General features: G+C 71.0%; 12 protein-coding genes. 3 read left to right on the top strand and 9 right to left on the bottom strand.

Features of this window, described 5'->3' with window-relative positions; translation table 11 throughout:
• Positions 1–30 precede the first annotated feature (30 nt).
• From SAM23877_RS11675 to SAM23877_RS11640, 8 genes are all read right to left on the bottom strand, one after another.
• Positions 31–1,662 (bottom strand): pyridoxal phosphate-dependent aminotransferase, encoded by a 1,632-nt coding sequence (locus SAM23877_RS11675; RefSeq protein ID WP_053130256.1) that lies wholly within the window; start codon positions 1,660–1,662, stop codon positions 31–33.
• A 121-nt stretch (positions 1,663–1,783) separates the two neighbouring features.
• Positions 1,784–2,932, bottom strand: a complete 1,149-nt coding sequence (locus SAM23877_RS11670; protein ID WP_053130252.1) for an aldose epimerase family protein — start codon at positions 2,930–2,932, stop codon at positions 1,784–1,786.
• Positions 2,933–2,993: 61 nt separating this feature from the next.
• A complete protein-coding gene (gene mmsB, locus SAM23877_RS11665; protein ID WP_053130249.1) occupies positions 2,994–4,238 on the bottom strand; it encodes a multiple monosaccharide ABC transporter permease in 1,245 nt (414 codons plus the stop codon).
• A complete protein-coding gene (gene mmsA, locus SAM23877_RS11660) occupies positions 4,235–5,785 on the bottom strand; it encodes a multiple monosaccharide ABC transporter ATP-binding protein (RefSeq protein WP_053130246.1) in 1,551 nt (516 codons plus the stop codon). Before mmsA ends, mmsB begins: the two co-directional genes overlap by 4 nt.
• A 32-nt stretch (positions 5,786–5,817) precedes the next feature.
• Positions 5,818–6,927: a multiple monosaccharide ABC transporter substrate-binding protein gene (gene chvE, locus SAM23877_RS11655; RefSeq protein WP_053130243.1), complete on the bottom strand. Its 1,110-nt coding sequence runs from the start codon at positions 6,925–6,927 to the stop codon at positions 5,818–5,820.
• Positions 6,928–7,057: 130 nt separating this feature from the next.
• Positions 7,058–8,029, bottom strand: coding sequence for a hypothetical protein (locus SAM23877_RS11650; protein WP_053130240.1), 972 nt, complete (start codon positions 8,027–8,029; stop codon positions 7,058–7,060).
• Positions 8,030–8,162: 133 nt separating this feature from the next.
• Positions 8,163–9,167, bottom strand: a complete 1,005-nt coding sequence (locus tag SAM23877_RS11645) for a zinc-dependent alcohol dehydrogenase (RefSeq protein WP_053130237.1) — start codon at positions 9,165–9,167, stop codon at positions 8,163–8,165.
• Positions 9,164–10,330 (bottom strand): mandelate racemase/muconate lactonizing enzyme family protein, encoded by a 1,167-nt coding sequence (locus tag SAM23877_RS11640; protein ID WP_053130234.1) that lies wholly within the window; start codon positions 10,328–10,330, stop codon positions 9,164–9,166. The genes SAM23877_RS11645 and SAM23877_RS11640 overlap by 4 nt, the downstream gene beginning before the upstream one ends.
• Before the next feature lie 214 nt (positions 10,331–10,544).
• Between SAM23877_RS11640 and SAM23877_RS11635 the strand changes: the two genes are divergently transcribed.
• Entirely contained in the window at positions 10,545–11,285 is a 741-nt protein-coding gene (locus SAM23877_RS11635; protein ID WP_053130231.1) for an SCO2400 family protein, read from the top strand.
• A gap of 363 nt (positions 11,286–11,648) precedes the next feature.
• Here the strand turns inward: SAM23877_RS11635 and SAM23877_RS11630 are convergent, their stop codons facing one another.
• Positions 11,649–12,089 (bottom strand): MarR family winged helix-turn-helix transcriptional regulator, encoded by a 441-nt coding sequence (locus SAM23877_RS11630; RefSeq protein ID WP_053142375.1) that lies wholly within the window; start codon positions 12,087–12,089, stop codon positions 11,649–11,651.
• Positions 12,090–12,198: 109 nt separating this feature from the next.
• Between SAM23877_RS11630 and SAM23877_RS11625 the strand changes: the two genes are divergently transcribed.
• Together SAM23877_RS11625 and SAM23877_RS11620 are read left to right on the top strand one after the other, a co-directional pair.
• The gene (locus SAM23877_RS11625) at positions 12,199–13,221 is read left to right on the top strand and encodes an NADP-dependent oxidoreductase (protein WP_053130228.1); all 1,023 of its coding nucleotides are present in this window, start codon (positions 12,199–12,201) and stop codon (positions 13,219–13,221) included.
• Between the two features lie 167 nt (positions 13,222–13,388).
• Positions 13,389–13,808: an organic hydroperoxide resistance protein gene (locus SAM23877_RS11620; RefSeq protein WP_053130225.1), complete on the top strand. Its 420-nt coding sequence runs from the start codon at positions 13,389–13,391 to the stop codon at positions 13,806–13,808.
• Positions 13,809–13,828 lie beyond the last annotated feature (20 nt).

The raw sequence follows: 13,828 nt of genomic DNA, 5'->3' as shown, positions 1-13,828 counted from the left end.
GCGCAGGGCGCGCCCTGTCGGCCCCGGCCCTCACCCGGTGCGGCCCATGCCCGCCGCGTTCGGCCAGTTCTGCGGGGCGGGCCAGCCCGTCGCCGGCACCGACTCCAGCCCGTTGGTGCCTCTGACCTGGGCGGCGGTGAGGCCACCGCGGGCGGGGACACCGGGCGGGGTGGGCGCCGGGTACGGGTCCGCCGCGGGGGCCGGGGCGGGCACGGGCTGCGGGGCCGGTGCCGGGTGGGGGACCGGCACCGGCCCGGGGTACGGCGCCGGGTGGGGGACCGGCGCCGGGTGCGGGACCTGCCGCGGCGCCGCCGGCACCGGCATCGGGCCGATGGCGGCCGCCGCCGGGGCGACGGGCACCGCGGCCGGGAGCGGCATGCCGGTGCCGGGGGCCGCGGGGGCGGCCGGTCCCGGGACGGCGGTACCCGCGCCACCGTCGGCGAGCGCCCGCAGGCCCGCGCCGTCGGTCTGGCTCAGCAGGCGGTCCACCACCGCCGTGCCCGAGCCGTAGCCGGTGGCGGGCTCGGGCACGGCGGCTCCCCTCCTGGACCCGTAGAGCACCTGTTCCAGGCCGGACACCAGGCGACGTACGTCGGCCTGGGGGCGCACCACGAGACGCAGGAAGCGGCTGGACGAACCGATCTTGTTGCCGCACTCACGGACCAGGACCCGGTGCTCGGTGAGCATGCGGTCCCGGACGACGGTGCCCTCGGCGCCCACGGGCAGGCGCACGAAGAGGAAGTTGCCCTGGGAGGGGTAGACGGTCAGGCCCGGCAGCGCCGACAGCTGACCGGACATCTCCAGACGGTCGCGGCGGACCTGGTGCAGGCTCTGCGCGTACTCCGGCCCGTGGTCGCGCAGCATGAACACCACGTGCTCGGCGAAGGAGTTCAGGTTCCACTTGGGGAGCATGGCGCGCACCCGGCCGGCGAGCGCGGGGTTCGCGACCAGGTAGCCGAAGCGGATGCCGTGCAGGCCGAAGTTCTTGCCGAGGCTGCGCAGGACGACGACGTTGGGCCGCAGCATCGCCTCCTGGACCACGCTGGGCTCGGCCTCCGCGTCGGCGAACTCCAGGAAGGACTCGTCGACCACGACCAGGTCCCGGTCGGCCATCGCGTCCATGAACTGCACGAGCGCCTGCTTGTGCAGATAGCCGCCGTCGGGGTTGTTGGGATTGCAGACCACCACCACCCGGGTACCGCGGGCCCGGATGAACTCGGCGTACCGCGCGAGGTCGAGGGCGAAGCCGCCGGACTCCTGGAGCGGGAACATGTCGACCCGTTTGCCGGTCTCCATCGGCTGGTCGGTCCAGCGGCCGAAGGTGGGGACGGGGACGGCGAGGGACTCGCGGACCAGCAGGTGGTCGATCCAGGTGATCAGCTCCGTGGAGCCGTTGCCCATCGCCACGCACTGCGGCGGCAGTTGCAGCAGGCTGCACAGCTCGGCGGTGATGGTGTCGGCACCGCTCGGGTAGTACGTGAGGATGTCGCGCAGCCGGCCGGCCATCTCGTCGAACATCGCCGGGGTGGGGAAGTACGGGTTGCAGGGGATGCAGAAGTCCACCGGGCCGGCGCCCGCTTCGCCGCTCTCGCGCGCCAGCGCCGCCATCGACGGGCTGTGTGCCGCGGTGCTGCGGAACAGCGAGGTGACGTTGCCGGACAAGTGGACCTCCGTCGGTGGGCGGCCCGCGCGGGGGAGCGCGGGCCGCCCTTACATACGGAGGCGGGGGAGGCGTCGTTCAACGCGTGTGAAGGAAGTGTGCCCTCCCCGGGCCGTCAGGCCCTCACGCGTCGAACGAGTGCACCGTCGTCGTCCGGTACGTCTGCCCGGGCCGCAGCACCGTCGACGGGAACGACGGCTGGTTCGGCGAGTCCGGGAAGCGCTGCGTCTCCAGGCACAGGGCGTCGCCCTGGCGGTAGAGGGAGCCGCCGGTGCCGGTCAGGGTGCCGTCGAGGAAGTTGCCCGAGTAGAACTGCAGGCCCGGCTGGTCGGTGGCGATGCGCAGGGTGCGGCCGGAGGCGCGGTCGCGCAGGGTGGCGATGTGCTCGGGGCGGTCGGTGACGCCCTTGTCCAGCACCCAGTTGTGGTCGAAGCCCTTGGCGGTGACCAACTGCGGGTGGGCGTCGCGGAGGTCCCGGCCGATGGACTTGGCCCGGCGGAAGTCGAAGGGCGTGCCGGACACCTTCGCCAGCTCACCCGTCGGGATCAGGCCCGCGTCGGTGGGCGTGTAGCGGGACGCGGCGATCGACAGCTCGTGGTCCTCGATCGTGCCGCTGCCCTCGCCCGCCAGGTTCCAGTAGACGTGGCTGGTGAGGTTGACGACGGTGGCCTTGTCGGTGGTGGCCTCGTAGTCGATGCGCCACTCCCCGCGCCGGGTGAGGGTGTACGTCACCTTCGCCCGGAGCGTCCCCGGGTAGCCCATCTCGCCGTCGACGCTGGTGTAGTGCAGGGTCAGACCGACGTCGGAGCCCGCGGTGAACGGCTCGACGTCCCACACCCGCTTGTCGAAGCCCTGGGCGCCGCCGTGCAGGCTCTGCTCGCCGTCGTTGACGGAGAGCTGGTACGCCTTGCCGTCCAGGGTGAAGCGGCCCCGGCCGATGCGGTTGCCGTAGCGGCCGATGAGGGCGCCGAAGTAGGGGCTGGACGCCACGTAGTCGTCGAGGTTGTCGAAGCCCAGGGAGACGTTCGCGTGGCGGCCCCGGCGGTCGGGGACCTCCAGGGACTGGACGACTCCGCCGTAGGACAGCACCTTCATCCGCGTGCCGCCGTTCTCCAGCGACCAGCGGTACACCTTCGTGCCGTCGGCGAGCCTGCCGAAGAGTTCCTTCACCGGCTTCCTGCCTCCCGTGGCGTGTGCCGTGCCGCCGACCGCGGAGGCGGCGAGGCCGGCTGCTGCTGCTGATGCGATGACCGTGCGTCTGCTCAGTTCCATGTACGGCTCCTACTTCCGGGAAAGAAGCGGGCCCCGCCTCGGTCGGCGGGGCCCGGGGGACCTACGAACCGACCCTGCGTTTGTTCCACACGTCGAACCCGACGGCCGCCAGCAGCACCGCGCCCTTGATGACCTGCTGCCAGTCGGTGCCGATGCCGACGAGGTTCATGCCGTTGTTCAGCACGCCCAGGACCAGACCGCCGATGATCGCGCCGAGGACCGTGCCGACGCCGCCGCTCATCGACGCGCCGCCGATGAACGAGGCGGCGATGGCCTCCAGCTCGAAGTTGAGGCCGGCCTTGGGAGAGGCCGCGTTGAAGCGGGCGGCGAAGACCAGACCCGCCAGGGCCGCGAGCATGCCCATGTTCAGGAAGACCAGGAAGGTGACCTTCTTGTCCTTCACGCCCGACAGCTTGGCCGCGGGCAGGTTGCCGCCGATGGCGTAGATGTGGCGGCCGATGATGGCGTTGCGCATGAGGTAGCCGAAGCCGACGACCAGCGCGCCCAGGATGAGCAGCACGATCGGGGCGCCCTTGTAGCTGGCCAGCAGCAGCGTGACGACGAGGACGGCGGAGATCAGCGCGACCAGCTTGAGCAGGAACATCTTGGCCGGCAGCACCTCGAGCGCGAACTCCTGCTGCCGCTTGCGGTCGCGGACCTCCTGGTACACCACGAACGCGATCAGCGCGAAGCCCAGCAGCAGCGTGAGGTTGTGGTAGTTGGTGTCCGGGCCGACCTCGGGCAGGAAGCCGTTGGCGACCTTCTGCAGGTCCTTCGGGAACGGGCCGAGGGTCTGGCCCTCCAGGAAGATCTCGGTGAGACCGCGGAAGAGCAGCATGCCCGCGAGGGTCACGATGAACGACGGTATGCCGAGATAGGCGATGAAGAACCCCTGCACCGCGCCCGCGACGGCGCCGATGGCCAGGCACAGCACCACCGCCACGGGCCAGGAGAGGTCGTTCTCGACCATCAGCACGGCGGCCATCGCGCCGATGAACGCGGTCAGTGAGCCGACCGACAGGTCGATGTGGCCCGCGATGATGACGAGCATCATGCCGATCGCGAGGATCAGGATGTAGCTGTTCTGCAGCACCAGGTTGGAGACGTTGCGCGGCAGCAGCAGGTCGCCGTCCGACCACACCGCGAACAGCGCCACGATCAGGGCGAGGGCGATCAGCATGCCGTACTGCCGCATGTTGCGGCGCATGCCGTCCAGCATCAGCCGCAGCAGCCCGTCCCCGGCGGCCGACCCGCCCTGGCCGGACGGCGCGGGGGCCGGGGTCTTGGCGGTCACGTCCGTGCTCATCGGGTTACCTCTTTGTCCTTCGTCATCTGACGCATCAGCGCTTCCTGCGAGGCCTCGGCCCGCGAGAACTCACCCGTCAGCCGGCCCGCGGCCATCGTGTAGATGCGGTCGCACATACCGAGCAGCTCCGGCAGCTCGGAGGAGATGAAGACGACCGCCTTGCCCTGGGCGGCCAGCTGGTCGATGACCGTGTAGATCTCGTACTTGGCGCCCACGTCGATCCCGCGCGTGGGCTCGTCCAGGATCAGCACCTCGGGACCCGCGAAGATCCACTTGCTGAGGACGACCTTCTGCTGGTTGCCGCCGGACAGCTTGCCCACCGGCTCGAAGACGGTCGGCGCCTTGATGTTCATCGACTTGCGGAAGCCCTCGGCGACCTGCCGCTCCCCGTGCTCGTCGACCACACCCCGCTTGGCGACCTTGCCCAGCGCGGTCAGCGAGATGTTCCGGTTGATGGTGTCGATGAGGTTGAGGCCGTAGTGCTTGCGGTCCTCGGTGACGTACGCGATGCCGTGCCCGACCGCCTCCGGGACGCTCTTCGTGCGGATCTCGGTGCCGTCCCTGAGGACCGTGCCGCCCGCGTACCGGCCGTAGGTGCGGCCGAAGACGCTCATCGCGAGTTCCGTGCGGCCCGCGCCCATGAGCCCGGCGATGCCGACGATCTCGCCGCGCCGCACCTCGATCGAGACGTCGTCGACGACCTTGCGCTGCTGGTCGATGGGGTGGTGCACGGTCCAGTTGCGGATCTCCAGGGCGGGCGCGGACCCCTCCTCCGGGTGGTGCGGCGTCCGGTCCGGGAAGCGGTTCTCCAGGTCGCGGCCGACCATCCCGCTGATGATCCGGTCCTCGGTCGTCTCCGCCGCCTTCACGTCGAGCGTCTCGATGGACTGCCCGTCGCGGATGATCGTGACCGAGTCGGCGACCCGGCGGATCTCGTTCAGCTTGTGCGAGATGATGATCGAGGTCATGCCCTGTTCCTTCAGCGAGAGGATCAGGTCGAGCAGCTTGCCGCTGTCCTCGTCGTTGAGCGCCGCCGTCGGCTCGTCGAGGATGAGCAGCTTCACCTTCTTCGACAGTGCCTTGGCGATCTCCACCAGTTGCTGCTTGCCCACGCCGATGTCGGCGACCCGGGTCTCCGGGTGCTCGTCGAGACCGACCCGGCGCAGCAGTTCGGTGGCGTGCCGGAGGGTGTCGTTCCAGTTGATCAGTCCGCGCTTGGCGTGCTCGTTGCCGAGGAAGATGTTCTCCGCGATGGACAGATACGGCACCAGCGCCAGCTCCTGGTGGATGATGACGATGCCGTGCTGCTCGCTCGCCCGGATGTCCTTGAACCGGCAGGTCTCGCCCTCGAAGAGGACGTCCCCCTCGTAGCTGCCGTGCGGATGGACGCCGGAGAGCACCTTCATCAGGGTCGACTTGCCGGCGCCGTTCTCCCCGCAGATGGCGTGGACCTCGCCCTGGCGGACGGTCAGCGTGACGTCCGACAGCGCTTTGACACCGGGAAAGGTCTTGACGATCGAGCGCATCTCCAGGACGGGTCCCGCCATGGTCGTGCCTTCCAATCCTTGAGGGAGCCCGGTTACTTGAGGTCGCCGGCGGTGTAGTAGCCGCCGTCGACGAGCTCCTTCTCGTAGTTGGCCTTGTCCACGCTGACCGGCTGGAGCAGGTAGGCGGGGACGACCTTGGCACCGTTGTCGTAGGACTTGGTGTCGTTGGTCTCGGGCTTCTTGTCGTTCAGGACCGCGTCGACCATGTTCGAGGCGACCTTGGCGAGCTGGCGCAGGTCCTTGTAGACGGTCTGCGTCTGCTCACCGGCGATGATCGACTTCACCGAGGCGACCTCGGCGTCCTGGCCCGTGACGACCGGCATCGGCTTGGCCTTCGAGCCGTAGCCGTCCGACTTGAGCGCGGAGAGGATGCCGATGGAGATGCCGTCGTACGGCGAGAGCACCGCGTCGACCCGGGCGCTGCGGTAAGTGGAGGTGAGCAGGTCGTCCATGCGCTTCTGCGCGGTGCCGCCGTCCCAGCGCAGCGTGGTCACCTGGTTCAGGGCGGTCTGCTTGGAGCGGACGACCACCTCGCCCTTGTCCATGTAGGGCTTGAGGACGTTCATCGCGCCCTGGAAGAAGTACTTGGTGTTGTTGTCGTCGTTGGAGCCGGCGAACAGCTCGACGTTGAAGGGGCCCTTCTTGCCCGCCTTCAGACCGAGCTTGTCGACGATGTAGCCGCCCTGGAGCTCGCCGACCTTCTCGTTGTCGAACGAGGCGTAGTAGTCGACGTTCTCCGTGCCGAGGATCAGCCGGTCGTAGGAAATGACCGGGATGTCGGCGTCCTTGGCCTGCTGGAGCACGTTGCCCAGCGACTTGTTGTCGATCGCCGCGACGATCAGGGCGTCCACGCCCTGGGTGATCATGTTCTCGATCTGGGAGACCTGCTGGTCCGGGTCGTCCTCGCCGTAGACGAGCTTGGTCTCGTACCCCTTGGCCTTCAGTTCCTTCTCGACGTTGGCGCCGTCGGCGATCCAGCGCTCGGAGGACTTGGTCGGCATCGCGATGCCGATGGTGCCGCCGTCGGCGCCGCCCTTGTCCTCTTCGCTGCCGCCCTCTCCGCTCTGGCCGCAGGCGGTCAGCGTGAGGGCGAGGGAGGCGGCGGAGGCCATCGCGGCGAGTGCGGCTCTGCGGTTGCGCATGGTCATCATCCTTGATGTGGGTGCAGGGTTCGGTCGGGTGGTGCCGGCACGTGAGGGTGGATCGACCGAGAGCAGGTGTGTGGGATTGTGCGCGGTCGTGTCTTCTTTTGTGAAGGGAGTTTCCGGAACGTTATGACGAGATCTCGAACCGGTTGAGCGGGCCCGGCTCCCGCGAGCCGAGCGGTGCCATGTCCCCCTCCGCCCCGTGCCGCGCGAGCAGGTCCAGCGCCAGCCGGCCGCGCCGCACCCGCTCCTTGGCCGTGGCCAGCGTCAACTCCCGCAGGTGGTGGCCGTACGGATAGATGCCGGGCGTCTTGGAGAGGCCGAACTTCAGGTACAGCGGGGCGCCGCGCCGGATCAGCTCGGCGACCTCGTACATCCGCACGTAGCCGCCGAGGTCGTCGGGAGCCTCGATGTACATGTCCATCGGGGCGGCCGAAACCCGCCGGATCTCGGTCAGGTGATCCGTCGTCAGGTCGCTGGGCACGTTGATGGAGTCGGCGCCGAGCCGCTCGTACACCGCGTACGAGGCCGGGTTGACCGGCCCCACGAGCGCGGAGAGCTTGAGCGTGGTGCCGGCCGGGAGGAGGCCGGCGGCGCGCGCCCGGTGCAGCGTCCACAGCACGCCCTCGTCGGCGACGAGCAGGCACGTGACGCCCAGCTCCGTGGCGCGCACGGCGTCCTCGACGCACCCGGCGACCGCGTCGTGACCGCGTGCCCTCAGACCCGCGCCGCCCGAGTCGGTGCGGGTGGAGCCGCCGATGTCCCAGGTGCCGCGCGGGCCGGTGAACAGGCAGAGCTCGATGTCGCGTTCGGCGGTGGCCTCGACCATCTCGGTGATCTCGGCGTCGGTCAGCATCCACACGCCGCTGCCCTGGCTGATCCGGTGGATCGGCACGTCCAGCCGCGAGGACTCCTTCAGTACCACCCCCAGTGCCTCGGGACCCTCGACGGAGGGGATCTCGGTGCGCCAGCGGCCCCCGCCCGGGAAGGAGTGCGGCGAGGCGTCGGCGGGGTCGAGGGCGGGCGCGGCCAGGCCGAGCGCGGCGAGCGCCTGCTCGCCGGGCCTGCGTGCGGCGGCCTTGGCGGAAGCGTCGGTCACAAGCTGTCCTTAATGTTCGGTATTTCGGACGGGGTTCGCGGCTCTGGGGAGGAGAAGCCCGTGCGGATGGGTGTACGCCGGTACGGAGGCCGTCAGGTCGCCCCCGTACCGGCGTACGGCTCAGGGGGCGGCGTCAGGGCCGGAGCAGTACCTTGCCGACCTTCGGGTCGCCGGACCCCACCAGCTCGATGGCCTCGGCGAACCCGTCGAGCGGCAGCTCGTGCGTCACCAGCGGCCGCGGGTCGAGCAGACCGGCCGCGAAGACCCGCACGGTGTGCGCCCAGGCGTCCGGCGGCGCCCCGAAGACGGTGTGCACCTCCAACTGGCGCACCACCAGGTCGGTGGGGTCGAGCCCGTCGGCGCCCGGGGCGGGGATGCCGGTCAGGACCAGACGCCCGCCCCTGCGGAGCAGCGCGGCGGCCGTGCGGGCGGCGTCGGCGGACCCGGCGGTCTCGACGACGACGTCGAAGTCGTCGGGGAGCGGCTGGTCCTTGGTCCGGAAGTCGGTCGCGCCGTACTGCCGCGACAGCGCCTCCCGGTCCCCGCGCGTGCCCACGACCAGCAGCTCGCCCGGGGACGCGGCGCGCAGGAACTGCACGGCGAACATGCCGAGCGTCCCGGTGCCGACGACGGCGACCCGCTCGCCGGGGCGGGCGTTCGCCTTGAGCGCGGCGGCGGCGATGCAGGCGGCGGGCTCCAGCAGGGCGGCGGCGGTGAGGTCGGCGCCGTCCGGCAGGACGTGCAGGAGCCGGGCGGGCAGCGTCAGCGTGGGCGCCATGGCCCCGGGCCGGGTGAAGCCCGTCTCCTCGTACCCGGCCGTGCACAGCGTCGTCTCGCCCGCGTGGCAGCGGTCGCAGACCTGGCAGTTGCGGAACCCCTCACCGACGACCCCGCGCCCGGCCAGGGAGGCGGGCACCCCGGCGCCGACCCGCTCCACGGTCCCGGACCACTCGTGCCCGGGGGTGACCGGGTAACGCACGTACCCCTCGGGCCGGTTGCCCTGGTACACCTCGCGGTCGCTGCCGCAGATCCCGGCCGCGTGCACCCGGACCAGGGCCTCACCGGGACCGGGCTCGCGCGGCTCGTGCGGCACGAGCCGGTGCTCGCCCGGCGCGTCGATGACGACCGCGCCGCTCATGCCCCGGACCCCTTGGGCTTGCGCTGCTCCCAGCCCTCGGCCCACAGGTCGAAGCGGGCCTGCTGCTGCGGGAACTCGGCCGCCGCGTCGGTGTCCAGCTCGACGCCGAGGCCGGGGGCGTGGGAGAGGTGGAAGCACCCGTCCTCCGGGTCCACCTGTGGCGCGCCCTTGACCACCTTCTTGATCTCCGCGTCGGCGAAGTCGTTGAAGTGCTCCAGGATCTTGAAGTTCGGGGAGGTGAACCCGACCTGGAGGCTGGCGGCGGTCAGCACCGGTCCGCCCACGTTGTGCGGGGCCACCAGGGTGTAGTGGGTCTCGGCGGTGGCGGCGAGCTTGCGGGTCTCCCAGATGCCGCCGATGTGGCCGACGTCGGGCTGGATGATGTCCACGGACTGGTCCTCGAACAGCTCGCGGAACTCGATCCGGTCGTGGATGCGCTCACCGGTGGCCACGGGGATGTCGACCTTCTCGGCGACCTTCCGCAGCGCCTTGAGGTTCTCCGGCGGCACCGGCTCCTCCAGCCAGGCCGGCTTGAAGGGCGCGAGTTCGCGCGCGAGCCGGACGGCGGTGGAGGGCGAGAACCGGCCGTGCATCTCCAGCATCAGCTCGGCGTCCGGCCCGATGGCGTCCCGCACGGCCTCGATCAGCGAGACGGCGTACAGGCTCTGCTCGTGGTCGAGTTCGAAGTGCCCGGTGCCGAACGGGTCGATCTTCAGCGCCCGGTACCCGCGCTCCATGACCCCCTGCGCGGCCTTGTGGTACGCCTCCGGGGTCCGCTCCGTGGTGTACCAGCCGTTGGCGTACGCCTTGACCTTGTCGGTGACCTTGCCGCCGAGGAGCTGCCAGACCGGGACGCCGAGGGCCTTGCCCTTGATGTCCCAGCACGCCATCTCCACGACCGCGATACCGGACATCACGATCTCGCCCGCCCGGCCGTAGTCGCCGTACTTCATGCGGCGGACCAGGTCCTCGACAGCGAACGGGTCGGATCCGAGAATGTGGTTGGCCTCGGCTTCCTTCAGGTAGCCGAGGAGAGCGTCGGTGTGCCCCAGCATCCGGGTCTCGCCGACTCCGGTGATGCCCTCGTCGGTGTGCACCTGGACGTAGGTCAGGTTGCGCCACGGCGTCCCGACCACGTGTGTGCTGATTCCGGTGATGCGCACGGCGGTTGCCCCTCGCTGTGTTCGATATTTCGTCACTCGTTCGAAATGCTGGCGTGACAGTAAGGAGGGGGCGGTGGGGGTGTCAATGGGTCGGACACATAACGGTTTCGGCAGTTTGGAAAGTCGGCGCGGAGCGGCCCCGGCCGCTTCCCCACACAACCTTCACAGCGGCCTCTAGGAACACGGCCGTTGCGGAACTTAACCTTCCCGCGTCATGGACTACTGCCTCCCGTGCCGACGGCACCTCAACGGCGCCCTCGCCTGCCCGGGCTGCGGCACCCCCGCCGACGGACTCCACCCGCCCGACGACCACTTGGCGGACCGCACGGACCGCACGCAGCGCACGGCGCCCGTACCGCCGACCGCGGAGGAGGTGGACGCGTCCGACGAGACCCCGGACGACGCCTCCGCGGGCGGCCGGGCCAGTCGCCGCGACCGCAAGGCCGCCGCGCACCGCCGACGCCGCCGCCGCACCCTGCTCGTCACCGCGGGATTCGTCCTGGCGGCCGGCGGACTGAGCCTCGCGGAACTCGGCATGGACGCCCCGGGCTCCCCGGCGAGGCCGGCGGCCGCCGGGGACGAGACGACGGACGGCGGGGTGACCCGGGAGGTGGGGGAGACGTCGGCCGTACCGGTCGACGGGACGTCGAGGACGACTCCGGCCTCGGGCGCCTCGTCCCCCGGCGCGTCGGCCTCCGCCTCGTCCTCGGCCTCCTCCTCGGCCTCGGCCTCGCGGTCGGCGTCGGAGTCCCCCGAGGTGGAGGACCCGCGAACGCCGGACGCGGGCGAGGACCCGTCCGCGCCCGCGGCCACGGAGCCGCAGGAGACGCCGCCCCCGCGGCCCCCGTCGACGACCCCGGACGCCCCACCGCCGGCCGCCACCCCCACCCCGACACCGACTCCGGACCCGACCCCGACGGAAACGTGCGACCGCTTCCTGTGGTGGTGCACCTAGGGGCCGCGCCGTCCCCCGCGACCGAGCGGGCGAGCCGTCGCCGCCGGAACCACCGGCTGTCGGCCCCCTGCGCCCACCCCGGGTTCCCGCACCGCTCCCGGATTCCTGCACCCGCCTGCGGGGCTCCCGTCCCCCGGGGGCTCTGCCCCCTCCGGGTTCCTGTCCCCACCGGGGCCTTGCGCCTCCGGGTTCCTGTCCCCACGGGGGGTTCCGCCCCCTCCGGGTTCCTGCCCCTCCGGGGCCTTGCGCCTCCGTGCACCTGCCGCCCCGGGGCCTTGCGCCTCCGTGCACCTGCCGCCCCGGCGTTCCTGCGTCTCCCGGCTCCCACCCCCGCCCCCTGGGCCTGGGCAGCCCCGGCCCCGCTCAGTCCCGCAGCATCCTCCGCAGTGCGTCCCGCAGAGCGATCCGTTCACCCTCCGACAGCCCCGCCAGCGGCTCCCGTGCGAACCGCAGTGACTCCCGCAGGCCCCGGGCCACCCGTCGGCCCTCCTCCGTCGCCGCCGCCACCTTCACGCGCCGGTCGGCGGGGTCGGGGCGGCGCTCGACCAGGCCCCGCGCCTCCAGCCGGTCCACGATCCCCGTGACGTTCGACGGCTCGCACTTCAGCTTCTGGGCCAGCTTCCGCATCGGCAGCGGCTCCAGCGACAGCAGGCTGAGCAGCTTGGCCTGCGCCCCGGTCAGGGCGCGTTCGGCGGCCGCCTCCTCGTAGTCGGCGTGGAACCGGGCCACGACCTCGCCGATCAGCTCGACGACTTCAAGGGTGAGCGCGTCGGGTCGGCGGGTGGTGTCGCGTGGTGTGGCCATGGAAACCAGGGTACCCATTTGTTTGACAAGGTGAAATGTTCAGTCGCATGGTTGTTTCAGAGGCTGAAACAACGCCTGTGATCCACCAACCCACTGGAAAGGCGCCCTCATGACCGACTCCCCCGCCCTCCCCACCGTCAACCGTGAATGGCACCTGCTCAGCCGCCCGGTCGGCTGGCCCAAGCCCGAGGACTTCTCCCTGGTCGAGGCGGAGCTCCCCACCCCGGGCGAGGGTCAGGTCCTGGTGCGCAACCTGTACGTCTCCGTCGACCCGTACATGCGCGGCCGCATGAGCGCCGCCAAGTCCTACGTCGCCCCCTACGAGCTGGGCAAGCCCATGCAGGGCGGCGCGGTCGGCGAGGTCGTCGCCTCCAATGCCGAGGGCATCGCCGTGGGCGACCACGTCCTGCACTTCTTCGGCTGGCGCGAATACGCCGCCGTGGACGCGAAGACCGCGGTCAAGGTGGATCCGGAGGCGGCGCCGCTGTCGACGTACCTCGGCGTGCTCGGCATGACGGGGCTCACCGCGTACGCCGGTCTGCTGCGCACCGCGGCCTTCAAGGAGGGCGACTCGGTGTTCGTCTCCGGCGCCGCCGGTGCCGTCGGCAGCCAGGTGGGTCAGATCGCGAAGCTCAAGGGCGCCTCCCGGGTCATCGGCTCCGCCGGCTCGGACGAGAAGGTGAAGCTGCTCGTCGACGAGTACGGCTTCGACGCCGCCTTCAACTACAAGGACGGCCCGGTGGGCGAGCAGCTGCGCACCGCCGCCCCGGACGGCGTCGACGTCTACTTCGACAACGTGGGCGGCGACCACCTGGAGGCCGCCATCGGCTCGCTGAACCGGGACGGCCGCATCGCGATCTGCGGCGCGATCTCCGTCTACAACAACACCCAGCCCGCCCCGGGCCCGAAGAACCTCGCCCGTCTGATCCAGACCCGCGGCCGGATCGAGGGCTTCCTGGTCGGCGACCACTACGACCTCCAGTCGCAGTTCGTCCAGGAGGTCGGCCCCTGGGTCCGCTCCGGCGAGCTCAAGTACCGCGAGACGGTCGTCGAGGGCATCGAGAACAACCTGGAGGCGTTCCTCGGCGTCCTGCGGGGCGACAACACGGGCAAGATGATCGTCAAGCTCTGACGCCCCCGAGGTCGGCCCCCGGGTGCCCGGCGCCGGCCACGGGGGCCCGGTGCCGGCCCCACTCCCGGAGCGGCCTTCCCGGACTTTCCGGCATGCGGTAGCGTCTTTCCGAAATCCGTCGTGATCGTGGGCGCGAGTCACGGCGGACCGAGGAGGAAGACAACGCAATGCCGATTCAGCAGTCCGAGGTCCTCTACACCGCCGTGGCCACCGCGGAGAACGGCCGCGACGGCCGGGTGGCCACCGATGACGGCAAGCTCGACGTCGTCGTGAACCCGCCCAAGGAGATGGGCGGCAGCGGCGCCGGCACCAACCCGGAGCAGCTCTTCGCCGCCGGGTACAGCGCCTGCTTCCAGGGTGCGCTCGCCGTCGTGGCCCGCCAGGAGGGCGCCGACGTCACCGGTTCGACCGTCACCGCGAAGGTCGGCATCGGCAAGAACGACGACGGGTTCGGCATCATCGTCGAGATCTCCGCCGAGATCCCGTCGGTGGACGCCGCCACCGCGCGGTCGCTGGTGGAGAAGGCCCACCAGGTCTGCCCCTACTCCAAGGCGACCCGCGGCAACATCACGGTGACGCTGGTCTGACCGGGCTCGTCACGCGGGAA

The sequence above is a fragment of the Streptomyces ambofaciens ATCC 23877 genome, assembly GCF_001267885.1.
Lineage (GTDB): Bacteria > Actinomycetota > Actinomycetes > Streptomycetales > Streptomycetaceae > Streptomyces > Streptomyces ambofaciens.
The sequence above is the reverse complement of the archived record's forward strand: the minus strand, read 5'-3'. Positions and strand labels throughout refer to the sequence as shown.

What these genes read in the sequence shown, in the direction of transcription:
- SAM23877_RS11670 (WP_053130252.1), bottom strand. Translation starts at nt 2,932, where the DNA reads ATGGAACTGAGCAGACGCACGGTCATCGCATCAGCAGCAGCAGCCGGC.
- mmsB (WP_053130249.1), bottom strand. Translation starts at nt 4,238, where the DNA reads ATGAGCACGGACGTGACCGCCAAGACCCCGGCCCCCGCGCCGTCCGGC.
- mmsA (WP_053130246.1), bottom strand. Translation starts at nt 5,785, where the DNA reads ATGGCGGGACCCGTCCTGGAGATGCGCTCGATCGTCAAGACCTTTCCC.
- chvE (WP_053130243.1), bottom strand. Translation starts at nt 6,927, where the DNA reads ATGCGCAACCGCAGAGCCGCACTCGCCGCGATGGCCTCCGCCGCCTCC.
- SAM23877_RS11645 (WP_053130237.1), bottom strand. Translation starts at nt 9,167, where the DNA reads ATGAGCGGCGCGGTCGTCATCGACGCGCCGGGCGAGCACCGGCTCGTG.
- SAM23877_RS11635 (WP_053130231.1), top strand. Translation starts at nt 10,545, where the DNA reads ATGGACTACTGCCTCCCGTGCCGACGGCACCTCAACGGCGCCCTCGCC.
- SAM23877_RS11630 (WP_053142375.1), bottom strand. Translation starts at nt 12,089, where the DNA reads ATGGCCACACCACGCGACACCACCCGCCGACCCGACGCGCTCACCCTT.
- SAM23877_RS11625 (WP_053130228.1), top strand. Translation starts at nt 12,199, where the DNA reads ATGACCGACTCCCCCGCCCTCCCCACCGTCAACCGTGAATGGCACCTG.
- SAM23877_RS11620 (WP_053130225.1), top strand. Translation starts at nt 13,389, where the DNA reads ATGCCGATTCAGCAGTCCGAGGTCCTCTACACCGCCGTGGCCACCGCG.